This is a genomic window from Rhizobium sp. AN73, from assembly GCF_030757975.1.
Lineage (GTDB): Bacteria > Pseudomonadota > Alphaproteobacteria > Rhizobiales > Rhizobiaceae > Agrobacterium > Agrobacterium arsenijevicii.
Window position 1 is genome coordinate 659248 of the sequence record NZ_JARWME010000001.1, and the last position, 26964, is coordinate 686211.

Here is a 26964-nt window from a genome sequence, read left to right on the forward strand (position 1 = left end):
GCCACATCATGCTTGAGGCATTGCTGGTCTATCTGGGAGACACCCAGCGTGAAGGACGTGTCGTGACGCGCCGCCTGCGCGCCACCATCATCCTCTGGGTATTGACCGGGGTATTTTTTCTGATCGCCTTCGTCGCAGCCGTCGTGGCAGGGTCAATCTATCTCGCCCGGCATGTCGGCGCAGGTCCAGCGGCACTTGTCGTCGCCGGTACGGCATTTCTGCTCGGCGTCATCATGCTGGTGGCTCTGGCGATCGTCAAACGTCCGAGAGCCTATGCCGCAAGGCGGCCCGTCGCACCGTTGACGGCGGCAGCGGCCCCCTTGGCCGCAGCGCCTCTGGCCTTGCAATCGCTGTTGACGCTGGCAATTCAGGCCCGCCCCTATGCGACGCTTGCCGTCGCAGTCGCCGCCGGCTTTCTGGCAACGAGGGTGAATACCAGGAAAAAGAAATAGACACGCCTGCGGGCGTGTTTCGGCTCTTCGTCAAGCTCTCATTAGTTGCTGTGCATCCTGACCATGGATGCGCAGTTTTTTTTATGTTACCCGCGATGGATAGACTGGTTGATGGCGTCCCACGCCATGCCGCCCTTATTTGACCAAAGTGACATACAGTCTCGACGCGTCCCATGTTTTTTCTGAAAGGCGATTGATGAAGAAGAAAGTCCTTGTCGTCGGCGGTGCCGGCTATATCGGTTCGCATACCTGCCTTCTCCTGTCCGAGCGAGGATACGAACCGGTCGTTTTCGACAATCTGTCCAATGGACATGAGGAATTCGTCCGCTGGGGACCCTTCGAGCAGGGTGATATCCGCGACCGGGCGCGGCTGGATGAAGTTTTCGCCAAGCACCAGCCGGAAGCGGTTCTGCACTTTGCAGCGCTGATCGAGGTCGGCGAATCGGTCAAGCAGCCCGTCGCCTTCTACGACAACAACGTCATCGGCTCGCTTAACCTCCTGTCCGCCGCCATTGACGCCGGGGTTACGGCATTTGTTTTTTCCTCCACCTGCGCCACCTATGGCTTGCCGGAACAGGTGCCGATCGACGAGACGCACCGTCAGGCGCCGATCAACCCCTATGGCCGCACCAAATGGGTGGTCGAGCAGGCGCTGAAGGATTACAGCACCTATAAGGGGCTGCGCTCGGTGATGTTGCGTTACTTCAATGCCGCAGGCGCGGATTTCGAAGGCCGCATCGGCGAATGGCACAAGCCGGAAACCCACGCCATCCCGCTCGCCATCGAGGCGGCACTTGGGCGGCGTCAGGGCTTCAAGGTGTTCGGTACTGACTACGACACCCGCGACGGCACCTGCGTGCGCGACTATATCCACATTCTTGATCTCGCCGACGCCCATGTGCGGGCGGTGGACTATCTGCTGGCGGGCGGTGAAACGGTCGAACTCAACCTCGGCACCGGCACCGGCACGACGGTGAAGGAATTGCTGGCGGCGATTTCGGAAGTGTCCGGCCGTCCCTTCCCCGTGGAATATACGGACCGCCGCGATGGCGATTCCACCACGCTTGTCGCCAATAACGACAAGGCGAAGGAGGTTCTCGGCTGGGAACCGCGCTATTCCCTGTCGGACATCATCAAATCCGCGTGGGCCTGGCATTCTTCCCGCAATGCCGGGGATTGACCACCCGGCGACTGTGACCACAGGCACAAAAAGACACCGGCCAAAGGCCGGTGTCTCCAGCAGGGCGACTGCCTAAGCCAGCCCCGCTCCTCTCTCCCAGGTAAAGGGATCAGGGTTTGGTGGCGGATGTGGTGGTGTTATCAGGAGCGGGCGGCATTGCCGCATTCCTGTCGCTGGCCTGCTGTTCCAACGTCTTGAACTCCGGTGCCGCCTTCAGCGTTTCCGCCGTTTCCGTCGTCGTCAGGCGGATTGTGCCGTCCTGCGCGTTGCGGGTCATCGTCACCTTGTCCATCGGAACGGCAACATCCTTGGCACCGATGCCGAGGAAACCGCCGACGCCGATCACGGCTGCGACCAGACCGCCATCCTCTTCCATGATGAGGTTGGTGACACTGCCGATGCTCTCATCGGCTGCGGTATAGACCGACTTGCCGATATAGTCGTTGGCGCTGATCTGCGCTTCACCCTGCTGGGTCAGGTAAGCGCCGCCAGTGGTTGCGGCTGCGCTGTCATTGGCCGAAGGAGCCACAGGCGCCATCGGGGTAGCGGGAGGCGTTGCCGGTTCCGTCTGCGCACCCGGACTTGCCGGTGCAGGCTGGGTTGTGCCCTGGGCAATGGCAAGCGGCGCGAAAGCCGTCGCGCCCATCAGGGCGGCAGTGACGAGTGTCGTGAGTTTCTTTGCCATTTCGTACCTTCCTTTCATCGTTTTCAACTGGCCGGGCGGTGGTGAATTTCGTTTCCGCTGCTCAGCCGGCTCGTCTGGCAAACGGGCTGATCGTTGAAATAGTTCCGATTTTTTCAGGCAAACTGACGCAATTGCGACATATCGCGACAACCAAAGGTGAAAATCAGGCATTGCTAAAGGGGGGCGGCACGGTATTATCCGTGCTGTGTCAATGCCATAACTGCCGGAGTTTTTGTATGCCTCAACCCGGCGACAGACTGAAAGACATGTTTTCGGCTTTGCGTCGACGCAGCGCGAATTTTTTCCCGACTGCCTCCATCGGCACCTATCTGATCGTGATGGCAACCGTCATCACCCTGCCGCTGATCCTTTTCGGCGGCTATCTGATGCTGCGCCTTGAGGCCGAAAAGCGCGACGATCTTCAGCGGGAGACCATTGAGGATGTGCGGGTCGTCAGCCGCAACATCGATCGCCGCCTGCAGGAAATCGCCACCTCCCTCAATCTGCTGTCGCAATTCCCGGAACTCGAGAACGGCAATCTCGCCGCGTTCCAGGGACGCGTTGCAGACAGCCTGAAACGGGAGGGCCTGTACGCCATTCTCGCCACCAGGGACGGCGAGCAGCATCTCAATACGCGGGTGCCCTATGGTCAACCTCTCAGCAAGGTGCCGGCCGCGGCCGATCTGGCCAAGGCAATACAATCCCGCCGCATCACCGTCTCGGACATGTTTTTCGGCGCTACCAGCAAGGAATGGGTGTTCAACGTCACCCTGCCGCTCGACCCCGAACTGGGTTCGGCCGGAGACGCGCTGATCCTGACGCAGAATGCCAGCGGCCTGAGCCGGCTTATCCCCACGGAAAACCTGCCGCGCCACTGGGCCGTCGCCATCATCGACGGTACAAATCGTGTTGTCGTTTCCAGCTCGCAGGCGGAAGCGGAAGCAGGCAAGCCATTTGCCACCCCGGCCATCCTTTCGGAAATGCAGGCCTTCAGCGGTAATTTCTTCGACAATAAGGGTAATCTCTACGCCTATGCCCAATTGCCGGGCTGGCAATGGCGGACCGTCATGTGGGGCCCGCTGGCCGCAAGCCAGGCGGCCCTCGTCGATACCTGGCGGCAAATGATGATCGGAAGTCTGTTGCTGGTGCTGATCGCCATCGGCGGCGCCTATCTGGTCGGCCGGCAATTGCGCAGCTCCATTCGCGATCTCACCCATATGGCCGAGCGCATCGGTGAAGGTGAGATCGTGGCACCCATCGATACCAAGATCAAAGAGGCCAATCAGGTCGCCATCGCGCTCTCCAACGCTTCCTTCGACAGAAGCCAGTCGGAAGAACGGCTGCAATTGCTGCTGCACGAACTGGTTCACCGCTCAAAGAACATTCTGACGCTGGTTCAGGCGATGATCCGGCAATTGGGGCGGGAAAACAAAAGCATCCCGGAGTTCCAGAAGGAAGTGGACCACCGCCTGCGCGGTCTTGGAATGTCGATCCGGGCATTGGCCGAGGTTCAATGGCAAGGGCTGCCGATCCGCAAGCTGATAGAGACCCACCTCGAGGTTTTCGGCACCGTGTCAGAACGTTTCGTGCTGACTGGAGACGATTTCATGCTATCTCCGGAAGCTGCTCAGAATTTCGGGCTCGTGGTGCATGAGCTGACGACGAATTCCATCAAATATGGCGCGCTATCGGTTCCTCTCGGGAAAATCGCCTTGAGCTGGAAGCCGCTCGAAAAGGACGGACGGCAGATGCTGTATCTGGTCTGGACCGAAACGGGTGGGCCGCCGGCAAGCGAGCCGAGCCGCAAGGGCTTCGGCACCACGGTCATCAAAAGGCATGCGGAAGGCGCATTCGGCGGGCAGGTCGTGACGGAGTATCGCGAAACCGGGTTCGAATGGTCGCTGGAAGCACCGATGCGCTATTTTACACCTAAACGATCAGAACAGACCGGCTCGCACTAAAGGGGATGCGCTGGACAAAATCCGGTGTGTCGAGAGAGCGTGAAAACGGCCGGTCATTTGGCGCCCAATAAAAAAAATACGCTTTTATGGAACCGAATACGGCCGGATGCATTTTTACTGCAGGCCAAGCAATTCCCCCGTCCCCGCCTGAAGCTTGGCTGAAAACAAACAGGTTTCACCCCTGAAAACCTGTCATAAAAATAGCACGGCTCTTTCATGGGCCGTGCTTTTTTATTGCGCGTTTCGCGAAACGGAAGGCGACCTTGTCTTTCAGGCCCGCTCAAACCACGGGCCATTATGTCAAGAGTCGGCTCCGTTGCCTGAGGGAAACTTCAGCCGGTAGACGATCTGCTCCGGCGTCAGCAGGTATTCAGCGCTCCCCCCCAATGCGGATGGAACCACTTTTTCCAGCACAACGCTGCCGAAACTACCACGCCGGGCCTCCGACGGCTCCTTCGAAGGCGTCATCGGCTCTATCCACTCGACTATATAAACATCACCTTCCTGGCGGCATTGCAGCGATATGGGCGGGTGATAGGCGAGATTGCCGCTATGGCTGACCGTATTAACGACCAGCTCGTGGAAAGCGAGCCCGATATAAAGCGCCCCATTGGGGTTGAGCAGCAGGTTTTCACCTTCCATGTGGATGAGGTTCGGATATTCCGGCAGATAAAGATCGAATTGCTGGCGAAGAAGCTCGAATATGCGCGCGCCCCTCCAGTCAGAATCGGTGATGAGATCCTGACTCTGTGCAAGAGCGTGCAACCGGCCCCGGAATTTCCGCAGAAAATCATCCTTGGTGAGGCTGAAACGGGCCGTCTGGCCGGCAAGGCTCTGGATGATCGCCAGGAGATTCTTGGACCGGTGGCTGACTTCGCGCAGCAGCGAGCGTAGAAGTTGCTCGCGCCGCCTTTCCGCTGTCACTTCCCGGATGGTGGTTTTCATCACCGTCTGGTTCGACTGGTTGAAGGTGGAGTGGATCTGAAACTGGAAGACCCGGTCATTGCCGGCGTTGACTTCCAGCATGCCCCGGCTGCCCGCCGTATTCATGTCTTTCTTGAGTTCGGCGAGCCGGCCGGAGAGATCGTTACCGAACAGATTTTCATCGGTCGGGTGAGTATCCAACGGCAGACGCCAGACATCCGGCAGGTTGGCCACGAAAATGTAGTCGCGGTTCCAGTCCTGCAACATGACTGTCTCACCCGAATCGAGCAAGGCGAGAACGAGCGGATCGTGCAGCTCGCTCTCGTTCCTCTCCGCGTTATGCCATGCCAGCCGATGCAAATTCGTCTCCTTGCAGAAAGCCGCGGGATAACCCCACGACCGTAACCGCGAACGCCCGGGTACCGGACTAGTTCCCGGACCGTCTACGGTTTCGGCAAATTTCACGCCGCGACGCGAGAGCTTTCGTTGAAAAACAGGGCCTGGCTGATAAGTGCTTTCACCATGTCCGGATTGAACGGTTTCGTAACGAGGAATGTCGGCTCCGGCCGCTCACCCGTCAGAAGACGTTCAGGGAAGGCTGTGATGAAGATCACCGGCAGAGACGTCATCTGAAGGATATCCTTCATGGCATCAAGCCCGGAGCTGCCGTCGGCCAGCTGGATGTCGGCCAGGATCATTTTCGGCTGCGTGCGGTGGAAGAGGTCGATCGCCTCGGTATGCGTGCGGGCGATGCCCGTGACGCGGTGGCCGAGATCGGTGACCATCTGCTCGATATCCATGGCGATCAGAGGCTCGTCCTCTATAATCATGATATCGGTCGCCACCTGCCGCGCGATTTCCGAGGCTGCCTCGTCAATCAGTTTTCCGACCTGATCTTCCGATACTCTCAGAACCTCTGCTGCTTCCGAAGGCGTGAATTCTTCAACCGTCGTCAGCAGGAAAGCCTGACGGGCGAGCGCCGGCACTGCAGAGAGATTGGCGGAAGCGCGCTTCTCCCAACCCGACAGGTTTTCATCGGTCTTTATATTGATCGTGACGGAACTAAAAATCGATACGAACAATTGATAAAGCGAGACCCGATCGCTGCTTGTCTGCGGGAAGATGCTGATATCTGCGATCAGAGCTTCGAGTGTTGCCGCAACATAGGCATCGCCCGTGGATTGTGAGCCGCAAACGGCACGCGCGAACCTGCGCAGATATGGCAGGTGCGGTGCGATGCGTGTAGAAACTGACATGGAATTCTCCCCTTTCATGCGGTCTGCAACGCAAACCCACGATAGCAACGTGCGCATCGCAAAAATAGTTCCGGATTGCCGGAACTATTTTTTTCGCCGCGCATTCTTTGCCACGACACAAAAGGAATACCGGACGTTATGAACATATTTCAATCGGACCAAGAATCCCCGGACAATCCGGCCACCCCTCAGGTCCCGCACTCCGGGCGGGCGGTGATTTCCCGCAAGCTCAGGGAACTCTACGATGCCGTTCAGGAAGAGGGCATCCCTGATAAATTCCTCGACCTTCTCGAAAAACTCGATGAAGCCGAAAACAAAGCCAAAGCCAAGGCTTCGGAGGAATAATGGCGAAAGAGCCAGAGCAGACAGAATACAATTTCAAACGGGAAATGCTGGCGGCGCTGCCAAACCTGCGGGCATTCGCGATTTCGCTCATCCGTTCGAGGGACCGCGCTGACGACCTCGTGCAGGACACGATCATGAAAGCCTGGGCGAAACAGGACAGTTTCCAGCCCGGCACCAACATGCGCGCATGGCTGGTGACGATCCTGCGCAACGAGTTCTATAGCCAAATCCGCAAGTCCGGCCGCGAGGTACAGGATACGGACGGGGTTTACACCTCGCGCCTGTCCGTGCCGCCCGAACAGCATGGATCGGTCGACCTTCAGGATTTTCGTACGGCACTTGCAAAATTGCCCGACGACCAGCGCGAAGCGATCCTGCTGATCGGCGCCTCCGGCTTTGCCTATGAGGAAGCAGCCGAGATATGCGGTTGCCCCGTCGGTACGATCAAGAGCCGCGTCAGCCGCGCAAGATTGCGCCTGCAGGAGCTTCTCGGCATCGAGAACGAAAACGAGTTCGGTCCTGACGCGCAGATGAGCGCCGTGACCGCCGCCGCCACGGCGCGCTGAAACAGTGGAACTCACAAAGCAATGAACGGGTAGGCTCACGCCTGCCCGTTTTTCTTATGCCCGCTTCCTCAGATCCCCGTTTCCTTGACCGATTGCATCACCACAAATGTCGAGGTGTTGGAAACCGATGGCAGGCTGGAGATTTTTTCGCCGAGCACCCTTCGGTATTTACGGATATCGCTGGTGCGCACCTTCAGGAGATAATCGAAGGCGCCGGCGATCATGTGGCATTCCTCCACTTCCTTGATCTTGCGCACCGCCGTGTTGAACTCCTCCAGCGCCTTTTCGCGCGTATCGGAAAGCTTGACCTCGGCGAAGGCGATATGATCGACGCCAAGTTTCTGCGGATTTAGCACGGCGCGGAAGCCCAGAATATAACCCTCATCCACCAGCCGCTTGAGCCGCGTCTGGCACGGCGTCTTGGAGAGGCCAACCCTTTTTGACAGTTGCAGTACCGACATGCGCCCGTCTTCGCTGAGGGCTTCGAGGATCTTGAGATCGAAGTGGTCCAGATCGTCTGTTTTATGACTATTCGCCATGTGATTTCACGCCAAATCCAAATAATAAAAGTTCATATGGCCTGTTATATCCTCAAAATAGGACCATAGCAATTTTTATGGCAATGATATTGTACCCGGCAGGATGACAAGCGGCGAGCGGAGGACACGCTGCCGCTGACAGTCTGTCTTCAACAGCTTTTTCAGGATTTTCAGAATGGCCGATGGTGCAAGCAAAGCCGATGTAAACCCGCAGCAGACGGTGAACGGCATTTTCCAGAATTTTGCACCGCCCGTGCGAGAGCAGAGCCCTCTACGCAAGGCAATCACCGCCGCTTACCGCCGCCCCGAGGAAGAGTGCCTGGCGCCCCTGATCGAGGCGGCGACCGTCACGCCCGAGCAGGCGACGGCCATTCGCACCACGGCAACCAAACTGATCGAGGCGTTGCGCGCCAAGACCAAGGGCACCGGCGTCGAAGGGCTGGTGCAGGAATATTCGCTGTCCAGCCATGAGGGCGTGGCCCTGATGTGCCTTGCCGAAGCGCTGTTGCGCATTCCCGATACCGCTACCCGCGACGCGCTGATCCGCGACAAGATCGCCCGCGGCGACTGGAAATCCCATATCGGCGGTGGACGCTCGCTGTTCGTCAACGCCGCCACCTGGGGTCTCGTCATCACCGGCAAACTGACCTCGACGGTCAATGACAGCGGCCTTTCGGCGGCGCTGACCAAGCTGATCGCCCGGGCGGGCGAACCCGTCATCCGCCGTGGCGTCGACATGGCGATGCGCATGATGGGCGAGCAATTCGTGACCGGCGAGACCATCGGTGAAGCGATCAAGCGCTCCAAACCGCTGGAAGAACAGGGTTTCCAATATTCCTACGACATGCTGGGTGAAGCAGCGACCACCGCGAAGGATGCGGAGCGCTATTACAAGGACTACGAAAACGCCATTCACGCCATCGGCAAGGCCTCGGCGGGGCGTGGCATCTATGGCGGCCCCGGCATTTCCATCAAGCTTTCGGCGCTGCATCCGCGTTATGCGCGCGCCCAGGCCGAGCGGGTGATGGCGGAGCTTCTGCCGCGCGTCAAATCCTTGATGCTGCTCAGCAAGAAATACGATATCGGCCTCAATATCGACGCCGAGGAAGCCGACCGGCTGGAACTGTCGCTCGATCTTCTGGAAGAACTGGCGCTCGACAAGGATCTTGCCGGCTGGAACGGCCTTGGTTTCGTCGTGCAGGCCTATGGTCGCCGCTGCCCCTTCGTTCTCGATTACATCATCGATCTCGCCCGCCGCGCCGGTCGCCGCATCATGGTGCGTCTGGTCAAGGGCGCTTACTGGGATGCGGAAATCAAGCGCGCGCAGGTGGACGGGCTGGAGGACTTCCCGGTCTTCACCCGCAAGGTGCACACCGACGTCTCCTACATTGCCTGCGCCCGTAAGCTGCTCGCCGCGCGTGATGTCGTGTTCCCGCAATTTGCGACCCACAATGCCCAGTCCATGGCAACGATCTACCAACTCGCCGGCCCTGATTTCAAACTCGGCGACTACGAGTTCCAGTGCCTGCACGGCATGGGCGAACCGCTTTACAGCGAAGTCGTCGGCAAGAAGAAACTCGACCGCCCCTGCCGTTTCTATGCGCCGGTCGGCACCCACGAGACGCTGCTTGCCTATCTCGTCCGCCGCCTGCTGGAAAACGGCGCGAACTCCTCCTTCGTCAACCGCATCGCCGATCCCGCCGTGCCGGTGGCTTCCCTGCTGGAAGATCCGGTCACCGTGGTCAAGGCTTACAGCGTTCCCGGTGCCCGCCACGACCGCATCGCCGCACCCGCTGGTCTCTTCGGCCCCGAACGGGCAAATTCTGCCGGTCTCGACCTCTCGAACGAAACGACGCTAGCCGCGCTGAACAACGTCCTGAAAGCAGGTGCTGCGACGGAATGGAAAGCCGCAGCACCACAGGCGGGCGGCAAGACGCGGCCGGTTCTCAACCCCGGCGACCATAATGATATCGTCGGTTACGTAACCGAACCGACAGAGGCCGATGTTGAAGCTGCGATGCAGCGGGCCGCTGCCTCCAACTGGTCTTCCACGCCGGTTAACGAGCGCGCCGCCTGCCTGGAGCGCGCTGCCGACCAGATGCAGGCTAAAATGCCGGCTCTGCTTGGCCTCATCATGCGCGAGGCGGGGAAATCCATGCCGAACGCGATTGCCGAGGTGCGCGAAGCTATCGACTTCCTGCGTTATTACGCAACGGAAGCCCGCAAGACCTTCAAAACCGATGAGACACCGCTCGGCCCTGTCGTCTGCATCAGCCCGTGGAACTTCCCGCTCGCCATCTTCATCGGCCAGGTCACGGCGGCGCTGGTTGCCGGTAACCCGGTTCTGGCAAAGCCTGCCGAAGAAACACCGCTGATCGCCGCTGAAGGCGTGCGTCTGCTGCATGAAGCGGGTGTTCCGCAAGATGCCGTGCAGCTTCTGCCTGGAGACGGCAAGACCGGCGCAGCACTTGTTGGCTCTGCCCTCACGGCAGGCGTGATGTTCACCGGCTCCACGGAAGTGGCGCGGCTCATTCAGGGCCAGCTTGCCGGCCGGGTTCTGGCCAATGGCCAGCCGGTTCCGCTGATTGCCGAGACCGGCGGCCAGAACGCCATGATCGTTGATTCCTCCGCACTCGCCGAGCAGGTCGTCGCAGACGTGATCGCATCCGCCTTTGACAGCGCCGGCCAGCGCTGCTCGGCGCTTCGTATTCTCTGCCTGCAGGAAGATGTGGCGGATCGCACGCTGACGATGCTGAAAGGCGCGCTGCATGAATTGCGGATCGGCCGCACTGACCAGCTTTCTGTCGATGTCGGCCCGGTCATCACCGCTGAGGCCAAGGGCATTATCGAAAAACACGTCGAGAGCATGCGCTCGCTCGGCCATCGCATTGAGCAGATTTCACTTGCGGGTGAAACCGGCAAGGGCACTTTCGTGCCGCCGACGATCATCGAGATGAAATCGCTTGCCGATCTGAAGCGGGAAGTCTTCGGGCCGGTGCTGCATGTCATCCGCTTCAAGCGCGACAATCTCGACCGGCTGATCGACGAGATCAACGCCACCGGTTACGGCCTGACTTTTGGCCTGCATACGCGTCTCGACGACACCATCCAGCACGTCCTGTCGCGTGTTGCGGCCGGCAATCTCTATGTGAACCGCAACATCATCGGCGCCGTGGTCGGCGTCCAGCCCTTCGGCGGACGCGGCCTTTCCGGCACCGGCCCCAAGGCAGGCGGCCCGCTTTATCTCGGTCGCGTGACGCAGACGGCGCCGAAAATCGACCGTATCGCCAGCCAGCAGGATCAGGCGGCCGTCGATCTTGCCCGCTTGCTCGATGAAAACGGCCAAACCGTTGCGGCCGAAGCCGCACGGCAGGCCGCAGCCCTTTCCGGACTCGGTTTCGAAACCGAACTGGCCGGCCCCGTCGGCGAACGCAACGTCTATGCGCTGCATCCGCGCGGCAAGGTCCTGCTGATCCCCGCAACGGAACAGGGGCTTTACCGCCAGCTGGCCGCAGCACTTGCCACCGGCAATTCTGCCGTCATCGACAATGCGTCAGGGTTGGAAAAGTCGATCTACGGATTGCCGGCAACCGTTACCTCGCGCATCACCTGGGCGGATAGCTGGGAAAAGTCGGCACCCTTCGCCGGAGCACTGATCGAAGGCGATGCGGTACGTGTCGTTGCGATCAACAAAAAGATCGCCGCCCTGCCCGGTCCGCTGGTCCTCGTTCAGGCCGCAACCACGGAAGCGCTGACTGGCGAGAGCCAGCCCTACAATCTCGACTGGCTGGTGGAAGAGGTCTCCGTCAGCGTCAACACGACAGCCGCCGGCGGCAATGCCAGCCTGATGAGCATCGGCTGATTATCAGGTTCCGGCAGGGTCTCGACCCTGCCGGTCATCACATCACCCACCGATTTCACCACGACCGAAAAGCTGGTTCAGAACCTGCTCTTCAAGCCGCGCAAATTCCGGGGTGCCGTGGCGGCGCGGACGCGGCAGCTTCACATCGAGATCGAGCGCGATGCGTCCTTCGTCGATGACGACGATGCGGTCGGCAAGTGCGACGGCTTCCGAAACATCATGCGTGACGAGAACGGCGGTGAATTTCTGCTTGCGCCAAATGCGCTCGAGCAAAAGCTGCATTTCGATGCGGGTAAGTGCATCGAGCGCGCCGAGCGGTTCGTCCAGCGCCAGAATTTGCGGATGGGCCACCAGCGCGCGCGCCAGAGCGACACGCTGCTTCTGGCCACCGGAGAGGACATAGGGCCATTCGCCTGCCCGGTCCTTCAGCCCAACTTCCTCAAGGATGGCAAGCGCCTGCTCCGTTGCTGCTTCGCCTTTGGCGATGCCGGTCAGCCCTACGGACACATTGTTTGCGATCCGCTCCCATGGCAGAAGGCGCGGCTCCTGAAACATCATGCGAGTGCGGCTCGATGCGTCTTTCGAAACGGTGCCGCTTGTGGGCGCATCAAGACCAGCGAGAATACGCAGAAGCGTGCTCTTGCCGCATCCACTCTTGCCGATAATAGCCAGAAACTCCCCTTCCCGCACATCGAGATCGATGCCGCGCAGAACCGGTTTATCGCCAAAGGTCTTGGTCACATTGCGGAAGCTGAAAGCGACCTTGCTGTCGTTTTGCTTGCCGCGCTGTTCAACCTTGGTCTCTGCCCCGGAAGGGGAGGATGGCGGGGCATCGGGGCGTCTCAACGTCGTAACATTGCTGGTCGACATGGGTTACCTCAGACTTTCTTGAAGGCTGGATGCCATTGCAGGAATATGCTTTCGAGGAAGCGGGCGAAACTGTCGGCCAGCTTGCCAAGCAGCGCGTAGATGAGGATCGACAGCACAACGACATCGATCAGCAGGAACTCACGCGCCTGCATGGCCATGTAGCCGAGGCCGGAAGACGAGGAGATCGTTTCCGCCACGATAAGCGTCAGCCACATGATGCCGAGCGCATAACGCAGACCGGTGAAAATGGAAGGCAGCGCACCGGGGAGGATCACCCGCCGGAACAGGGTGAAGGGCGACATACCATAGGTGCGCCCCATCTCCACCAGCTGCGGATCGACACCCTGAATGCCGAGCAGCGTGTTGATGTAGATCGGGAAAAACACCCCGAGCGCCACGAGAAAAAGCTTCGCTTCTTCATCGATGCCGAACCAGAGGATGACGAGTGGAATGAGCGCCAGATGCGGGATGTTGCGGATCATCTGCAGCGTGGTGTCAGTAAAGCTGCGGGAGAACCGCGACAGGCCGTTGGCCAGCCCGAAGATGAAGCCGATCGCGCCACCGACGGCGAAGCCGGCAAGGGCGCGGGCGGAACTGACGCCGATATTGGCGATGAGTTCACCCGAAAGCAAAAGCCGCCAGAAGGCTTCCGCGACGGCAGACGGAGCCGGCAGGACGTTTGCCGAAATGAGGCCGACGCGGGCAGCAAGCTCCCAGCCGGCAAGAATGATGGCGGGAAGCAACCAGCCCGTGATGCTTCCGGCCTCGATACGCCTTCTGATGCTCATGGCGAAGCCCTCCGTATCCGGGATCAGTTGGTGGCGCCCGACCAGACGGCATCCTTGATGCTGATCTGCTTCGGGATCAGGCCAAGGCGATAAAAGCGATCGGCAGTTTCCTGCTGGCTGGCGATGATCTTGTCGTCGATCTTCGAAATGCCGAAATCGGAGCGGTTGGCGGCCAGTGTCTGCGCTTCCAGCGGAACACCCGTCACCTCATGCAGTGCTGCGGCAACCTTGTCACGGTTGGCGGCAGACCATTTGGCCGCTTCACCCAAGGCATCGATGGTGGTGTTGATGGTGTCCGCATGCGACTTTGCATAGTCGCGATTGGCGAGGAAATAGGTGCTCACATTGAGAACCTCACTGGTGCGGGCCAGAGTGACCGGCTTGTAGCGGGTCTCGGCAATCGCATAGAACGGATCCCATACGGCCCAGGCGTCGATCTTGTCACTGGCGAAGGCTGCGGCGGCATCGGCGGGGCTGAGATACACCACGTCGATATCGCTGAATTTCAGGCCGTTTTTCTCGATTGCCGCCACCAGCAGATTGTGGGCGCTGGTGCCCTTGCCGACGCCGACCTTCTTGCCCTTCAGATCGGCAACCGATTTGATGCCGCTTTCAGGCTTGGTGAAGATCGCCTCGCCCTTGCCGTTCGAGGGAAGCGCCGCGACATAAACGATGGCCGAACCGGCTGCCTGACCGAAGATCGGCGGCGCATCACCCGTCCAGCCGACATTGATGGAGCCGACATTCAAAGCTTCCACCAGCGGCGGGCCTGCGGTAAACTCGACCCATGATACCTTCACGCCCTTGGCCTCAAGCGCCTTTTCGATGACGCCCTGTTGCCTTGCGATCACCGGCAGACCGGTTTTCTGATAACCGATTTTCAGCTCTTCCGCCGCATGCGCCTGTAATGGCAGGACTGATAATGCAGCGGCAACAAGAACACTGGCGGAAAGGGCGCGGCGGGTGATGGCGGACATTTGATCTCCTTATCACCGACCCCCGGGGCCGGTTTGCGATATGGAGCAATGCTAGGGTTTTCCATGAAAACGATAGAGAGAGGATAATTCAATGTGAGCGATATTGTGGGAATAAAATTCCGCGCAGACGCCTCTTTCCCGCAAATCATCGCAGGCGCTGTCGTCAGGGCCGCTTGATAAACAAATGCCGGTGCGGACTGGCCGCACCGGCATGATGGATCAATATCGCTATCGAACGCGCAAACTTGCGGAGCGACTTATTCGATATCGAAGGATACGCCCTGCGCCAAAGGCAGCGCCTTGGAGTAGTTGATCGTGTTGGTGGCGCGGCGCATATAGGCCTTCCACGCGTCCGAACCGGATTCGCGGCCGCCGCCGGTTTCCTTTTCACCGCCGAAGGCACCGCCGATTTCTGCGCCCGAGGTGCCGATATTGACGTTGGCGATGCCGCAATCCGAGCCTTCCGACGACAGGAAACGTTCCGATTCCTGTATGTCGCGGGTGAAGATCGACGACGACAGACCAGCGGCAACGGCATTATGCGCGTCGATCGCCTGATCGAGATCGCTGTACTTCATCACATAAAGGATCGGCGCGAATGTCTCTTCCAACACCGGTCCCGCCTGTTCAGGCATTTCGACAAGCGCGGGTTTGACATAATAGGCATCTGGCGCACCGGTATCCACGCGCCCGCCGCCATTCACCACACCATCATGGGCCTTGGCCGCTTCGAGCGCTTTCTGCATGCCATCGAAAGCCGCCTTGTCGACCAGCGGCCCGACAAGCGCCGATGTTTCCAGCGGATTACCGACGGAAACGGAAGCGTAGGCCTTTTTCAGGCGCGGCACGAGCTGGCCATACACGCTGTCATGCACGAAAAGACGGCGAAGCGTGGTGCAGCGCTGGCCGGCCGTGCCCATGGCGCCGAAGGCGATGGCGCGCAGCGCCATGTCGAGATCGGCAGACGGGCAGACGATGCCGGCATTGTTGCCGCCAAGCTCCAGAATGGCGCGGGCAAAACGTTTCGCCAGACGCGGGCCGACATCGCGGCCCATGCGGGTGGAACCGGTGGCCGAAACCAGCGGAACCTTGGGATTGTCCACCAATGCTTCGCCGACGGCGCGGTCGCCGATCAGGAGCTGCGACAGTCCTTCCGGCGCATCGCCGAAACGGGCGACGGCACGCTCAAAAATGCCTTGAACGGCAAGTGCGGTCAGCGGGGTCTTTTCAGATGGCTTCCAGACCACCGAATTGCCGCAGACAAGCGCGAGCGCCGCGTTCCACGACCAGACAGCAACGGGGAAGTTGAAGGCAGAGATAACGCCGACGACGCCGAGCGGATGCCAGGTTTCCATCATGCGGTGGCCGGGGCGTTCGGTGGCGATGGTGAGGCCGTAAAGCTGGCGGGACAGACCGACAGCGAAATCGCAGATATCGATCATCTCCTGCACTTCGCCGAGACCCTCGGAGGGAACCTTGCCCGCTTCCAGCGAGACGAGACGGCCGAGATCGGTCTTGAAGGCGCGCAGCTCCTCACCCAAAAGCCGGATCAGTTCGCCACGGCGCGGAGCAGGCACATTACGCCAGACCTTGAAGGCGGCATCGGCCTTGTCGACCACGGCTGCAACGCCATCGACCGAAATGGTCTTGAGGCTGGCGATCTGCTCGCCCGTCACCGGGCTGAAGGAGGCCATGTCGCCGCCGGTATAGAGATCGCGGGCAACGCCCATCCTGTCGAGCAGGGCCGCGGCTTCCTGTTTCACGTCAAGCTTCGTGGTCGCATCCATGTTCAATCATCCTTTTGGCTTGAAGGGGAGGAAGGCCGTTTTTGATACGGCACCTTCAACTCCCGGCTCCTCTTTCCCCGAATTCGCAAACGGTTCCGCCAAGACTGGCAAAACACCGTTCCATTCTTTCCCGTAATCATATATGGGCATAACGACCCTTTTCCAATGAGGAAAGCGGGTAAGTTGATGCGAGAGTGGAATGGATCCGCGCAGAAGACTGGTTCCTGACATCGTCACCCTGCAAGCGTTCGAATGCGCGGCACGGCACGGCAACTTTACCCGTGCAGCGGAAGAACTCAACCTCACGCAAAGCGCGGTCAGCCGGCAGATCAGCGATCTGGAAGCCCAGACCGGAATGCAGCTTTTTGAACGCATCCGCCGGCGCGTCGTCCTGTCGGAAGCGGGACGCAAATTCCTGCCCGATGTGCGCCGCCTGTTGCAACAATCCGAACAGCTGATGGTGCGTGCGGTTTCTGCCGGAACTTCGCATGCGTCGCTGTCCGTCGCCACCCTGCCAACCTTCGGCAGCCGCTGGCTGATGCCGCGCCTGCACCGGTTCATCGATGCCAATCCGGAAATAACCATCACGATCGGCTCAAGGTCACACCCCTTCGACTTTGACGAGGAAGGTTTCGACCTCGCCATTCATTACGGCCAGCCGGTCTGGGCGCATGGCACCTGCGCCTTCTTATGCAACGAGGTGATCGTGCCGGTCGCCAGCCCTGCCTTGCTGCACCGCGCCCATGTAGAACGCCCCACCGATCTTGCCGGGCAACCGTTGCTGCATGTGACGACACGGCCGAAACTGTGGACGGAATGGCTGGAGATGAACGGGGTGACGGCGGACAATGCCTATAGGGGCAGCCGTTTCGACCAGTTCTCGATGATCATCGAAGCCGCTGCAAGCGGCATCGGTTTTGCCCTCTTGCCGAAATATCTGATCGAGGCGGAACTCGTCTCCGGCCGCCTCGAAATCGTGTTCGACATCCCCCTGCAGACCGACAAGAGCTATTACGTCGCCCTGCCGGAAGGGCGACAGGACAATGTGCTTGCCCGCGCCTTTCAGAGCTGGCTTCTCGATCAGGTCGGCAAACCGGCTTGATATTTACGCAACGGTGGCGAGGGAAACCTCATCAAGCCCTGGAAGATCAGGCCCGACTGGTACGATCCGGGTCGGATTGAGCGCCTTGATCGAATAATAACCGCGCTTGATGTGATCAATATTGACCGTGTCGCGCACGCCCGGAACAGTCAGCACCCGCATCATATAGGCCTGCAGGGCCGGATAATCGGCAATGCGGCGCAGGTTACATTTGAACAGGCCGTAATAGGCGGCGTCAAAACGCACTAGCGTCACGAAAAGCCTGACGTCCGTTTCAGTCAGGCGATCACCGAAGAGGAAGGGACCGCCTGATGCGAGGCGAGTTTCAAGTTCCTGAAGTGTCGCGAAGACGTCGGTGAAGGCTTCCTCATAGGCAAGCTGCGTGGTGGCAAAACCAGTTCTGTAGACCCCATTGTTGAGTCGCGGATAGATATGGTCGTTGAGCGCATCGATCGCGTCCCGCAGATCTTGCGGATAAAGATCGATGCCATTATCGGCCAGATCGCCAAAACCAGAATTCAGCATGCGCAGAATATCGGCGGATTCGTTGTTGACGATGGTTTTCGTCTTTTTGTCCCACAGCACCGGAACGGTGGCGCGGCCAGTATAATGTGGATCGGCGCTGGTATAGGCCTCATGGATATGGGTGAAGCCATTCAGCGCATCGCGGTTTGAACCCGGATAATCGCCGAATTTCCAGCCCTCGTCGGAAAGCGTCGGCTCCACGACCGAAACAGAGATGACGTCTTCAAGCTTCTTCAGCTTGCGACCGATCAGCGTGCGCGACGCCCATGGACAGATCAGCGCGACATAGAGGTGATAACGGTCGGCCTCGACCTTGAAACCACCCTCGCCCGTTGGGCCTGCCGAACCATCCGGCGTCACCCAGTTGCGGAAGCCGGATGTCTGGCGAACGAAGCCACCCTTCTTGTCAGTCGCCTGCACCGGATGCCATTCGGCGGTCCACTTTCCATCCACGAGCATTTGCGGCTCTCCGTTCATCTATCGATGAAAAGCCTTATGGGCCGCCTCACCACCCGCCCGCAAGCCGCGCTTCGGTTGACGCACTGTTTCCTATTGCAGACGAGAGGTCAGAGGCGATTACGGAAAAACGGGTTCCAGCGCACGGTGCCGAGCCTGATTTTTTCGCGGATCATCGTCAGAAGTCCCGACGCGGCGATGACACCCAGCCCAAGCACCGCGATAGCATCCGGATATTCGTGAAAGAAGGTCATACCGATCGCCACGGCCCAGAGGATTTGCGAATAATGCGACGGCGCGATCTGGCTGGCCGGCGCGATCCGGGTTGCGACCAGCAGGGTTATCTGTCCTGTCGCCGTGCAGAGCCCGATGAAGGCGAAGGCGACGAACTGGTGCAGATTGGGCATGACGAATTCGGGAATCGAGGCAATGCCGTTGAAGGTAAGGCCGTAGACCAGCAGCACGCCCATGATCGAGGTGCGCTTTTCCTTGCCCGCGAGCGACCGGAGCAGAACGATGGTCATCGCCGCCAGAAATGCGACGCCGATCGCGGCGACGTGTCCGAGTTCCAGCGCCTTGAAGCCCGGCCGCACGACGAGCAGAACACCGACGATGCCGGCCAGAACCGCCGCCCAACGCCATGGCCCGATGTCTTCCTTGAGGACAACAGCGGACAGCACGGTCACGAACAGCGGCGACAGAAAGATCAGCGCATAGGCTTCGGCGAGCGGAATGGTCGTGAAGGCATAAATGCCGAGAATACCGGCGAAAAGGCCGGAAATCGCTCGCCCGTGCACCGCAAACGGGCGGCTCATGCGCCAGAATTCACGCCACCTTTCCTCACGCGGTTTGCTGAAGAAGATGAAGATGCCGGAAAACAGGATGCTGAAGAAGCCGATCTCGAAAACGCTGATCTGTGATCCGAGCGACTTGATCGTGGCATCGCCCAGGGAAAAGGTCGCATAAGCGAACAGACCGAGCAGAAAACCCTTTTGCATTTGAACTTCCCCGAACATCGACCGCAACGCAAAGCCAACCCCGGCCGCGTAAAGCAACCCGGACGCCCCTTTAGGGACAGACAGTCTGGCAGATTTGATCCTCACCCTATGGCTAGACCCGGCTACCTATGAGTGCAAGCCGCAAAAACGGCAAAAACGGGCGATACGACGCCATCGATGCAAATGGCCGCAAGGTGCGGCAAATTTGTCCCGCCACGCCATCATATCTTCGTCATGGAAAGAGGTTAGCCCGTGTTGATCGTGGCGCTTGGCGGCAAGCGTGAAGGCGGCTAAACATTGTGGTGTGATTGCACCCGTTGATTTCGCCTGAGCATTGCCGCGCGAATATCGCCTCACGGACCGAAAGGAAGAAGAATGCGGATAGTGATGATCGGCGCCGGTTATGTCGGCCTTGTTTCCGGTGCGTGTTTTGCCGATTTCGGCCATGACGTGATCTGCGTCGACAAGATGCCGGAGAAGATCGAAGCGCTGAAAAGCGGCCATATTCCGATCTTCGAACCGGGTCTGGAAGTCATCGTCGCCAATAACGCCAAGGCCGGCCGGTTGAGCTTCACCACCGATCTTCCCGCCGCGGTCGCCAATGCCGATGTCGTCTTCATTGCGGTCGGCACGCCCTCGCGGCGTGGCGACGGCCACGCCGATCTCGGTTATGTCTATGCGGCGGCGAAAGAAATCGCCCATGCGCTTGATGGTTTTACCGTCATCGTCACCAAGTCCACCGTTCCCGTCGGCACCGGCGACGAGGTGGAACGCATCATCCGCGAGGAAAACCCGTCGGCGGATTTCGCCGTGGTCTCCAACCCGGAATTCCTGCGCGAAGGTGCTGCCATCGAGGATTTCAAGCGACCGGACCGCATCGTCGTCGGCCTCTCCGACGAGCGCGCGCGGCCTGTCATGACCGAGGTTTACCGTCCGCTTTATCTCAACCAGTCGCCGCTGCTCTTCACCACGAGACGCTCTTCGGAACTGATCAAATATGCCGCCAACGCCTTTCTGGCGATGAAGATCACCTTCATCAACGAAATGGCGGATCTGTGCGAAAAGGTCGGCGCCAATGTTCAGGACATTTCGCGCGGCATCGGTCTCGATGGCCGCATCGGCGCGAAATTCCTGCATGCCGGCCCCGGTTATGGCGGTTCCTGTTTTCCCAAGGATACGCTGGCGCTCGCCAAGACCGCGCAGGACTATGACGCGCCGGTGCGGCTGATCGAGACCACCATCGCCATCAACGACAACCGCAAGCGCGCCATGGGCCGCAAGGTCATCAATGCGGTTGGCGGCGATGTGCGCGGCAAGAAGATCGCCGTGCTTGGCCTCACCTTCAAACCCAATACCGACGACATGCGTGACAGCCCGGCGATTGCCATCATCCAGACCCTGCAGGATGGCGGCGCGAGAGTAGTCGGCTACGATCCGGAAGGCATGCCGAATGCCCGCCACGTCATGGAGGATATCGAGTATGCCAGCGGCCCCTACGAGGCGGCGGAGGATGCCGACGCTGTGGTGATCGTGACGGAATGGAACCAGTTCCGCGCGCTCGACCTGCCGCGTCTGAAGGCGATCATGAAAAACCCGGTGCTGGTGGATCTGCGCAATATCTATCGCACGGATGAAGTCACCGGACACGGCTTCATCTATGCCGGGATCGGCCGTCCGCATGACAGCAGTCCCGACAAGGGCCAATAACGGTTTCGCCTTCGAAATTTGATTAAAACGGTTTTCGCGCTTCGGTTCGGCCGCAAACGCACCAACGGATTTGGGATATAGTCATCATGCGTTATCTGGTTACCGGCACCGCGGGCTTCATCGGTTTTTACGTTGCCAAGCGGCTGCTCGATGCCGGCCACTTCGTGACCGGTTTCGACGGCATGACGAAATATTACGATGTCAGCCTGAAAGAAAAACGCCACGCCATCCTCTCCCGCTCCAACGGTTTCCGGGCCGAGATCGGCATGCTGGAAGATACGGATGCTCTGAAGCGGGCGGCTGAGGCTGCCGAATCGGAGATCATCATCCATCTCGCGGCACAGGCGGGTGTTCGTTACAGCCTTGAAAATCCACGCGCCTATATCGATTCCAATCTCATCGGCTCGTTCAACATGCTGGAGCTCGCCAGGAATTTACAAGTCAAACACCTGATGCTGGCATCGACCTCTTCCATCTACGGCGCCAACGAAAAAATACCCTTTGCGGAAAGCGACAAGGCCGACGAGCCGATGACGCTTTATGCGGCCACGAAAAAATCGATGGAACTGATGGCGCACAGCTATGCCCATCTCCACAAGTTGCCGACCACAGCCTTCCGCTTCTTCACGGTTTACGGACCATGGGGACGGCCGGACATGGCGCCGATCAAATTTGTCGACGCCATCTCGAACGGCCAGCCGATCGATATTTACGGTCAAGGCAACATGAGCCGCGACTTCACCTATATCGACGATCTGGTCGAAGGCATCGTCCGGCTGAGCCAGATCATTCCGTCAGAGGAAAACCGGGTGACGCAGGAAGGCGTGACCGACACACTGTCGCACCACGCACCCTTCCGCATCGTCAATATTGGCGGCGGCCAGCCGGTGGAGCTGATGCACTTCGTCGAGACGGTCGAGAAGGCTGTCGGCAGGCCGGCGATCCGCAACATGCTGCCGATGCAGCAGGGAGACGTTCCCCGCACCTTCGCCTCGCCCGATCTTCTCAAGGCCTTGACCGGCTACGTGCCGCAAACCCCGGTCGAAGAGGGCATCAGGGCCCTCGTCGCCTGGTATCGTGACATGCAGTCAGCCGAGCTGCGGTAATAGTTCACAAGGTCGCCAGCAATCTGTTGGAGAGAACGCCGCCCGAGGCGCTCTGCATGGCGATCTTGGTTTCCACGGCCTCGATGATCGTATCGCTGAAATCGATATCGGTGAGGTCGCGGATGTTGGAAAGTCCGCCCGGCGAAAACACGTTCACCTCCAGTATCTTGTCGCCGACAATATCGAGCCCGACCAGAAACATGCCGTCTTCCACCAGCTTCGGCCGCATCATTTCGGCAAGCGCCACGATTTCGTCCGTCACTTTCACGGCCTCGGCGGTGCCATTGGCGTGAATGTTGGAACGCAGATCGCCTTTCGCCGGCACACGGCGAAGTGCTGCATATTGGCCGTCACGCATCAGCGGCCTGCCATTCATCATGAAAAAGCGGATATCGCCGTCCTTTGCGGCCGGCAGATAGGCCTGCGCGATCAGATAACCTTCAAGGCTGACCGCCTCGAAAATCTGGTTGAGATTGGCCTCTTTGCTCGAACCGATCTTGAACACGTTCTTGCCGCCGGAGCCCTGCAGCGGCTTGACGATGACACCCTTGGGATGCGCATCGGCAAAAGCGCGGATTTCATCGACATTGCGTGAGATGATCGTGGTCGGGCGAACGATTTCGGGAAAGCTCTGGAAATAGAGCTTGTTCTGCGCCAGCGCCAGGCCTTCGGGATCGTTCAGAACCACGACGCCGCGCTGTTCGGCAAGCCTTCCGAACAGAATGCCGGCATGCACCGCCCATGGCCTCGTCGTTTGGTCAAGCGAAGGGTCGTTGCGCAACATCAGCGCATCGATTTCTTCCACATCCATGGTCTGCCGCTCCAGCGTCTTGTCCTGAAGGGCGGCATGGAAAGCGTCGGCCTTCTTGTACTTCCCTTTTGGCAGCACGGAGGCATGAATGGTCAGGCTGTCATCCGACCGAAGAGTGAAGTCGCCCGGTGTGAGATAGACCACCTCGTGACCACGATTGAGCGCGGCCATGGCCAGCAGACCGGTGGCATAGTTCGGTCCCTCGGTCTCGATTGAATTGACGAAAAATGCGATACGCATGAAGCCCCTCCTGTAATGTTATAGTGTCGCCAGTTCGGCGATGGATAATCCCGCCCGTATCTTTTCCAGCCGCTCATTGGCCTTGGCCGGCAGCAAAAAAGCGGGCCGTACGCCCGGCGGGCGAAGCAGGCCGCGCAAGGCAAGCTCCTGCATGACAGGGAAATGGGCGGCGGCGATCTTGCCCATCCAGAACGGATCGAGCGCTCCGCCCTTGCGCAGATGCTCCAGCACCTCCGCCAGCCCACGCAGATAAATCGCGTCCTTGGAAAGACCACCTCCGCGATAGATGCGCAGCACCATGTTGAAGGCGCCGGCTTCGTCAAAACCATGCTCATGCGTCATGGTCCGGAACGTCTCCACGAAAGTCGCACCATCCAGCATGGCGGCGCAGCCGACGACGCGGCCGGCGATCAACCGCAGGCGCTCGCGTGTCATGCCGCCGGCCAAGTGTTCCGCCAGCACGGCCAGCCCCTCCTGCACGCCCTCGTAACCGGAAAGGCCAGTGCGGAAGAGCCGCAAGCCCTGAGACGAACCGTTGAAATAGGTGAGAAGGTGTACGCCGATCTCATGTGACAGCAGCGCCTCGACCCGGCGTTGTTCCATGACGGTGTGGCGGGAGATGAGAAGCTTCTCGCCCGTCACCATCAGGCCGGGCGGCAGGTCGTCCCTGATCTCGACGCGCGCCTTGAATTCCGGCTCCTCCACCAGATAGGCATCGACCATCTCGCGCGACTTCTTGGCAACCGCGTAACAATCGACCATGGCGATTTCGCCGTCATTATCCTTGCGCGGACAATCCGCAAGCACGCGAAGCGCCAGCGTCAAAAGCGCCGGTTCAACGGCGCCGTAAAGTGCGCGGGAGAAATCGGTGAAGGTGCGATGGTGCAGACTGGCCAGCATCGTTAGTTGCAGATCGATCTCCTGCTGTTTCTCCCGATAGAGATGGTAAAGCACCGGGTCTTCCAGATGATCGAAAACGACGGAGTAGAGCTTGCGTTTCTGCTCCTCGACATCGACGCCTAGCGGCCGGTAAAGCAGGTGCGGCGCATATTGAAAGCTGCTGTCGCGAAACTCTTCGAAGGCCCGGCGAGCATTGATCGGCGTGACCGACAGAAGAAAATCGAAGGAAGAAACAATCTCGTCAACCGAGCGGTCCGCACGCCGGACGGCATCGACAAAGGCCTTGCGGCCGAGCGCCCGGTGGCTGGTGACTTTGAGGGCATCCTTGCCTGAAGCGAATGACGAAAAGGCCTGCAGGCCGGCATCGAAAAGATCCGCGATCATCGTCTCGCGCAGGCCCGGATAATCGGCACCGGATTCCGGCTGGCGGTAGATCGGCGCGAAACGCACGCTGATGCAGGGAAAATCAAGCCCGGCATTCTGAAATCTGAGGATCGGATCGGCATCCGGTTCCGGCCGGGTGATGCGCGGCGTGCGAAACCGCACTTCGGCATCGCACACCGCCTTGATGAAAACACGGCGGGCGTTCTGCATTTCGGGCTCATCCGTCGCCGAAACGGAAACCTCATAATGCGGCAGGAAGGGGGAATCGTCGGCGAGCAGAATGTCATGTTCCAGCTCGCCGATGTCGAGAACCATGAAGGCGCCAAAGCGTTGGCGCATGACAGCACCCACGGCCTCAATCAACTGCGCTGCCTCCTGAATCGTCGATGCGATGAGATAAGACGCATGCGCCGAAGCAATGTCGCGAGCAGCGAGATTTTTCGTGCCGCCGGTCAGATGCAGGCAGAGGAAAGGCAGCGGCCGGTCGATATGCAGCCTGCCATCTTTTCCGACATCACGACGGATCGCCTTGCCGGCCTCAAGGCAGGACACGACGTCATCAACCAGTTGGACAATCGGCGAAGGCGCGGCACGGACCGGGGACAGGTTCATCGTCGCGTCCTCAGGCATTCTTCGAGAACCGGCTGAAGGGCGGTTATCGTATCGCGAATATCCGACACCACGCGCGCATCCGGTTGCCCGGTCCACTCGTCCATGAAGAACTTCTTGAACTCCACCGCAATGGCGCAGCCGTTCTGCGCAAAACGCTCGTGAATGAACCGTGTCTGCTCCCCCTTGCCCTGAAAGGCCACATTCTCGCGAACATCGAGGCGGCGCCCGCCGATGGTTGCCGACGCGAAATGATGACCAACCGCGCTGACGATGTCGCCCCAGCGGCTGCGATCCATGGAAAAGGTGCCGATATTGATATCGGGCGCTTCCGCCTGTGCCGTCGGCGGGGCGGCGGCGCCCTGTCGGCGATGATTGTAGCTATGCACATCCAGTACGACAAACGCCCCATGCCGCCGCTCGACCGTTGAGAGAACTGTTTCAAGCATCGCGTAATAATCGGCGTGAAAATTGAGCGATTGCCGGCTAGCCTCTTCCGGTAGCGCCTGTTTCCAGACCTCCAGCCCCCAGGATTGTTCCGGCTTCAGATAGATCGCCTGATCAGCGGCGCGGTTGAGATCAATTTCGAAACGTGAATGGTGAACGACGATGCGGTTCGTCAATCCGGCGATCATCTCGCCGGTAAAGGGATCCTCTTCTCTCAGCCGTTTTTCCGGCGAGAGAGCCATCAGGTCGACTATGTCAGGGCGGATGAAATGACCGTCATGGATGGCCGTGCCGATAACAGGCGAATTGCCGAAGTCGATCGACCAGAAACCCTCGTTTTCGTTGTTACCGTGGTATTCGCCGTCGCTCTGTCTGGCTGCCATGCTGCCTCCCTGCATCAGGGATAAAACAGCACGACTTGCCCGTTTGTTCCGGCAAAAAATTGCGCACGATGCATTTGGCCCCGGCTATGAGGCCGCCTGAAAAAATGCGGAACCATACCGGAAAACTAACGTTGTTCCCGCAGGAGTACCGCCGTGTCAAACGGACGCGATGGCGCCGAAGAACACTGGGATTTTTCCGTTTTCTCCCGGTGGCCAACGAAATGGCAGCCGAGCTTCTTACCCATCCGGCATCCTCCGTCCCCGGCTTTCCACGCACAAGGAGCAGCGACATGGAAAAGACCGAAAGCCGAAAACTTGCAGAAGAATATCTGCGGCTCGGTGGCACGCGCGAGGTCATGATCGACGACAACAAGACCTTCGTGCGCCAATACGAGCAGGAACCGGCGGAAGCCGCGACCTTCTGGCAAACGAACATCGAAAGCCTCGACGAAGAACACCGCAACAACGTGGAGTTTTTTCTACCTTCGGTGAATTCCGATTGAACCCGGAGAGTCCGGCCAGATCAACAGGAAGAAAACAGATATGGCAGCCGTCAACGCCGCGCGGCTGGCAGCTGGCGGCATTTTTTCAAGGAGCCCCCCATGAAAAGCAGATTGCTGGCAAGCGGCGCGGAACGCACCTTCATTCTCGTCCTCGACCCGGAAGAAGAGGCATTCGAGGCCATCCGGCATTTTGCCAAGGCCGAAAACATCAATGCCGCCTCGGTGACCGCAATCGGTGCCTTTGCGACGGCGACACTCGCCTTCTTCGATCTCCCGACGCGGGAATATAGGGAAATACCCGTGACGGAGCAAAGCGAGGTTCTGAGTCTGCTTGGCGATATTACCTTCGATGAGAACGACACGCCAAATCCGCATCTGCACGTCGTCCTTGGCTTCGCCGACGGGTCGACGCGAGGCGGCCATTTTCTGAAGGGCGTGGTGCGGCCAACGCTCGAAGTCGTCATCCGCGAAACGCCTGCGCAATTGCGGCGCAGTTACCGCCGGGAATTCGGCATCGCCCTCATCGATCCCGCTAAATAGACGGAACGGAACCGGGAAAACCCCACGGCGTTGTATCTTCATTAAGGGGCACGCGTGGTGG

General features: G+C 59.5%; 24 protein-coding genes. 11 read left to right on the plus strand and 13 right to left on the minus strand.

All coding sequences use genetic code 11. The features are described 5' to 3' along the window. The first annotated feature begins 8 nt into the window (after positions 1-8). Positions 9-452, plus strand: a complete 444-nt coding sequence (locus RBH10_RS02820) for a hypothetical protein (protein WP_045015764.1) — start codon at positions 9-11, stop codon at positions 450-452. A gap of 196 nt (positions 453-648) precedes the next feature. Then, on the plus strand, positions 649-1632 hold the full coding sequence (gene galE, locus RBH10_RS02825) for a UDP-glucose 4-epimerase GalE (protein ID WP_281039124.1): 984 nt from the start codon (positions 649-651) through the stop codon (positions 1630-1632). Between the two features lie 109 nt (positions 1633-1741). Here the strand turns inward: galE and RBH10_RS02830 are convergent, their stop codons facing one another. Beyond that, a complete protein-coding gene (locus RBH10_RS02830) occupies positions 1742-2317 on the minus strand; it encodes a PRC-barrel domain-containing protein (RefSeq protein WP_281039123.1) in 576 nt (191 codons plus the stop codon). Positions 2318-2553: 236 nt separating this feature from the next. Here RBH10_RS02830 and RBH10_RS02835 point away from each other — a divergent pair, with 236 nt between their 5' ends. Then, positions 2554-4278: a sensor histidine kinase gene (locus RBH10_RS02835; RefSeq protein WP_281039122.1), complete on the plus strand. Its 1725-nt coding sequence runs from the start codon at positions 2554-2556 to the stop codon at positions 4276-4278. 300 nt (positions 4279-4578) lie between these two features. Here RBH10_RS02835 and RBH10_RS02840 read toward each other — a convergent pair whose 3' ends face one another. Continuing rightward, positions 4579-5562: a sensor histidine kinase gene (locus RBH10_RS02840; RefSeq protein WP_306180412.1), complete on the minus strand. Its 984-nt coding sequence runs from the start codon at positions 5560-5562 to the stop codon at positions 4579-4581. A 101-nt stretch (positions 5563-5663) separates the two neighbouring features. Further along, entirely contained in the window at positions 5664-6458 is a 795-nt protein-coding gene (locus RBH10_RS02845) for a response regulator (protein WP_281039120.1), read from the minus strand. A gap of 138 nt (positions 6459-6596) precedes the next feature. Here RBH10_RS02845 and RBH10_RS02850 point away from each other — a divergent pair, with 138 nt between their 5' ends. Next, positions 6597-6803, plus strand: coding sequence for a NepR family anti-sigma factor (locus RBH10_RS02850; RefSeq protein ID WP_045015758.1), 207 nt, complete (start codon positions 6597-6599; stop codon positions 6801-6803). Then, positions 6803-7369 (plus strand): RNA polymerase sigma factor, encoded by a 567-nt coding sequence (locus RBH10_RS02855; protein ID WP_045015757.1) that lies wholly within the window; start codon positions 6803-6805, stop codon positions 7367-7369. The genes RBH10_RS02850 and RBH10_RS02855 overlap by 1 nt, the downstream gene beginning before the upstream one ends. A 68-nt stretch (positions 7370-7437) precedes the next feature. Here RBH10_RS02855 and RBH10_RS02860 read toward each other — a convergent pair whose 3' ends face one another. Next, entirely contained in the window at positions 7438-7908 is a 471-nt protein-coding gene (locus tag RBH10_RS02860; RefSeq protein WP_004432060.1) for an Lrp/AsnC ligand binding domain-containing protein, read from the minus strand. A 175-nt stretch (positions 7909-8083) separates the two neighbouring features. Between RBH10_RS02860 and putA the strand changes: the two genes are divergently transcribed. After that, positions 8084-11770: a trifunctional transcriptional regulator/proline dehydrogenase/L-glutamate gamma-semialdehyde dehydrogenase gene (gene putA, locus RBH10_RS02865; RefSeq protein ID WP_281039119.1), complete on the plus strand. Its 3687-nt coding sequence runs from the start codon at positions 8084-8086 to the stop codon at positions 11768-11770. A 42-nt stretch (positions 11771-11812) separates the two neighbouring features. On the opposite strand, the gene RBH10_RS02870 is transcribed toward putA, so the two are convergent. The 4 genes from RBH10_RS02870 to RBH10_RS02885 all read right to left on the minus strand — a co-directional run bounded on the left by RBH10_RS02870 (position 11813) and on the right by RBH10_RS02885 (position 16192). After that, entirely contained in the window at positions 11813-12640 is an 828-nt protein-coding gene (locus tag RBH10_RS02870) for an ABC transporter ATP-binding protein (protein WP_281039118.1), read from the minus strand. 8 nt (positions 12641-12648) lie between these two features. Beyond that, a complete protein-coding gene (locus RBH10_RS02875) occupies positions 12649-13428 on the minus strand; it encodes an ABC transporter permease subunit (protein WP_004432039.1) in 780 nt (259 codons plus the stop codon). A gap of 23 nt (positions 13429-13451) precedes the next feature. Continuing rightward, the gene (locus RBH10_RS02880; RefSeq protein ID WP_281039117.1) at positions 13452-14405 is read right to left on the minus strand and encodes an aliphatic sulfonate ABC transporter substrate-binding protein; all 954 of its coding nucleotides are present in this window, start codon (positions 14403-14405) and stop codon (positions 13452-13454) included. A 257-nt stretch (positions 14406-14662) separates the two neighbouring features. Next, positions 14663-16192: an aldehyde dehydrogenase family protein gene (locus tag RBH10_RS02885; protein ID WP_281039116.1), complete on the minus strand. Its 1530-nt coding sequence runs from the start codon at positions 16190-16192 to the stop codon at positions 14663-14665. A gap of 199 nt (positions 16193-16391) precedes the next feature. Between RBH10_RS02885 and RBH10_RS02890 the strand changes: the two genes are divergently transcribed. Continuing rightward, the gene (locus tag RBH10_RS02890) at positions 16392-17294 is read left to right on the plus strand and encodes a LysR family transcriptional regulator (protein WP_281039115.1); all 903 of its coding nucleotides are present in this window, start codon (positions 16392-16394) and stop codon (positions 17292-17294) included. Between the two features lie 3 nt (positions 17295-17297). Here RBH10_RS02890 and RBH10_RS02895 read toward each other — a convergent pair whose 3' ends face one another. Beyond that, entirely contained in the window at positions 17298-18278 is a 981-nt protein-coding gene (locus RBH10_RS02895; RefSeq protein WP_281039114.1) for a glutathione S-transferase family protein, read from the minus strand. Positions 18279-18385: 107 nt separating this feature from the next. After that, positions 18386-19273, minus strand: coding sequence for a DMT family transporter (locus RBH10_RS02900; RefSeq protein ID WP_045015750.1), 888 nt, complete (start codon positions 19271-19273; stop codon positions 18386-18388). Positions 19274-19648: 375 nt separating this feature from the next. On the opposite strand from RBH10_RS02900, the gene RBH10_RS02905 reads away from it, so the two are divergent. Both RBH10_RS02905 and RBH10_RS02910 read left to right on the plus strand, forming a co-directional pair. After that, positions 19649-20980 (plus strand): UDP-glucose/GDP-mannose dehydrogenase family protein, encoded by a 1332-nt coding sequence (locus RBH10_RS02905; protein ID WP_281039113.1) that lies wholly within the window; start codon positions 19649-19651, stop codon positions 20978-20980. Positions 20981-21066: 86 nt separating this feature from the next. Further along, positions 21067-22086 carry an NAD-dependent epimerase gene (locus tag RBH10_RS02910; RefSeq protein WP_281039112.1) on the plus strand — a complete coding sequence of 340 codons (1020 nt, stop codon included), beginning with the start codon at positions 21067-21069 and terminating at the stop codon, positions 22084-22086. 4 nt (positions 22087-22090) lie between these two features. Here the strand turns inward: RBH10_RS02910 and RBH10_RS02915 are convergent, their stop codons facing one another. The 3 genes from RBH10_RS02915 to RBH10_RS02925 are packed head-to-tail and all read right to left on the minus strand — an operon-like array spanning position 22091 to position 25860. Then, positions 22091-23137 (minus strand): glutathione synthase, encoded by a 1047-nt coding sequence (locus tag RBH10_RS02915; protein ID WP_281039111.1) that lies wholly within the window; start codon positions 23135-23137, stop codon positions 22091-22093. 18 nt (positions 23138-23155) lie between these two features. Beyond that, complete coding sequence (locus tag RBH10_RS02920) at positions 23156-25033, minus strand: flavohemoglobin expression-modulating QEGLA motif protein (protein ID WP_281039110.1); 1878 nt, start codon at positions 25031-25033, stop codon at positions 23156-23158. Beyond that, complete coding sequence (locus RBH10_RS02925; protein ID WP_281039109.1) at positions 25030-25860, minus strand: N-formylglutamate amidohydrolase; 831 nt, start codon at positions 25858-25860, stop codon at positions 25030-25032. Before RBH10_RS02925 ends, RBH10_RS02920 begins: the two co-directional genes overlap by 4 nt. Before the next feature lie 290 nt (positions 25861-26150). Here RBH10_RS02925 and RBH10_RS02930 point away from each other — a divergent pair, with 290 nt between their 5' ends. Next, positions 26151-26363 (plus strand): hypothetical protein, encoded by a 213-nt coding sequence (locus RBH10_RS02930; RefSeq protein ID WP_281039108.1) that lies wholly within the window; start codon positions 26151-26153, stop codon positions 26361-26363. Between the two features lie 99 nt (positions 26364-26462). Continuing rightward, positions 26463-26903 (plus strand): PPC domain-containing DNA-binding protein, encoded by a 441-nt coding sequence (locus RBH10_RS02935; protein WP_281039105.1) that lies wholly within the window; start codon positions 26463-26465, stop codon positions 26901-26903. The last annotated feature ends 61 nt before the right edge of the window (positions 26904-26964 follow it).

Excerpts from the sequence above, each read along its gene's own strand:
- RBH10_RS02820 (WP_045015764.1), top strand. The coding sequence starts at position 9 with ATGCTTGAGGCATTGCTGGTCTATCTGGGAGACACCCAGCGTGAAGGA.
- galE (WP_281039124.1), top strand. The coding sequence starts at position 649 with ATGAAGAAGAAAGTCCTTGTCGTCGGCGGTGCCGGCTATATCGGTTCG.
- RBH10_RS02830 (WP_281039123.1), bottom strand. The coding sequence starts at position 2,317 with ATGGCAAAGAAACTCACGACACTCGTCACTGCCGCCCTGATGGGCGCG.
- RBH10_RS02835 (WP_281039122.1), top strand. The coding sequence starts at position 2,554 with ATGCCTCAACCCGGCGACAGACTGAAAGACATGTTTTCGGCTTTGCGT.
- RBH10_RS02845 (WP_281039120.1), bottom strand. The coding sequence starts at position 6,458 with ATGTCAGTTTCTACACGCATCGCACCGCACCTGCCATATCTGCGCAGG.
- RBH10_RS02850 (WP_045015758.1), top strand. The coding sequence starts at position 6,597 with ATGAACATATTTCAATCGGACCAAGAATCCCCGGACAATCCGGCCACC.
- RBH10_RS02855 (WP_045015757.1), top strand. The coding sequence starts at position 6,803 with ATGGCGAAAGAGCCAGAGCAGACAGAATACAATTTCAAACGGGAAATG.
- RBH10_RS02860 (WP_004432060.1), bottom strand. The coding sequence starts at position 7,908 with ATGGCGAATAGTCATAAAACAGACGATCTGGACCACTTCGATCTCAAG.
- putA (WP_281039119.1), top strand. The coding sequence starts at position 8,084 with ATGGCCGATGGTGCAAGCAAAGCCGATGTAAACCCGCAGCAGACGGTG.
- RBH10_RS02870 (WP_281039118.1), bottom strand. The coding sequence starts at position 12,640 with ATGTCGACCAGCAATGTTACGACGTTGAGACGCCCCGATGCCCCGCCA.
- RBH10_RS02875 (WP_004432039.1), bottom strand. The coding sequence starts at position 13,428 with ATGAGCATCAGAAGGCGTATCGAGGCCGGAAGCATCACGGGCTGGTTG.
- RBH10_RS02880 (WP_281039117.1), bottom strand. The coding sequence starts at position 14,405 with ATGTCCGCCATCACCCGCCGCGCCCTTTCCGCCAGTGTTCTTGTTGCC.
- RBH10_RS02885 (WP_281039116.1), bottom strand. The coding sequence starts at position 16,192 with ATGGATGCGACCACGAAGCTTGACGTGAAACAGGAAGCCGCGGCCCTG.
- RBH10_RS02890 (WP_281039115.1), top strand. The coding sequence starts at position 16,392 with ATGGATCCGCGCAGAAGACTGGTTCCTGACATCGTCACCCTGCAAGCG.
- RBH10_RS02895 (WP_281039114.1), bottom strand. The coding sequence starts at position 18,278 with ATGCTCGTGGATGGAAAGTGGACCGCCGAATGGCATCCGGTGCAGGCG.
- RBH10_RS02900 (WP_045015750.1), bottom strand. The coding sequence starts at position 19,273 with ATGCAAAAGGGTTTTCTGCTCGGTCTGTTCGCTTATGCGACCTTTTCC.
- RBH10_RS02905 (WP_281039113.1), top strand. The coding sequence starts at position 19,649 with ATGCGGATAGTGATGATCGGCGCCGGTTATGTCGGCCTTGTTTCCGGT.
- RBH10_RS02910 (WP_281039112.1), top strand. The coding sequence starts at position 21,067 with ATGCGTTATCTGGTTACCGGCACCGCGGGCTTCATCGGTTTTTACGTT.
- RBH10_RS02915 (WP_281039111.1), bottom strand. The coding sequence starts at position 23,137 with ATGCGTATCGCATTTTTCGTCAATTCAATCGAGACCGAGGGACCGAAC.
- RBH10_RS02920 (WP_281039110.1), bottom strand. The coding sequence starts at position 25,033 with ATGAACCTGTCCCCGGTCCGTGCCGCGCCTTCGCCGATTGTCCAACTG.
- RBH10_RS02925 (WP_281039109.1), bottom strand. The coding sequence starts at position 25,860 with ATGGCAGCCAGACAGAGCGACGGCGAATACCACGGTAACAACGAAAAC.
- RBH10_RS02930 (WP_281039108.1), top strand. The coding sequence starts at position 26,151 with ATGGAAAAGACCGAAAGCCGAAAACTTGCAGAAGAATATCTGCGGCTC.
- RBH10_RS02935 (WP_281039105.1), top strand. The coding sequence starts at position 26,463 with ATGAAAAGCAGATTGCTGGCAAGCGGCGCGGAACGCACCTTCATTCTC.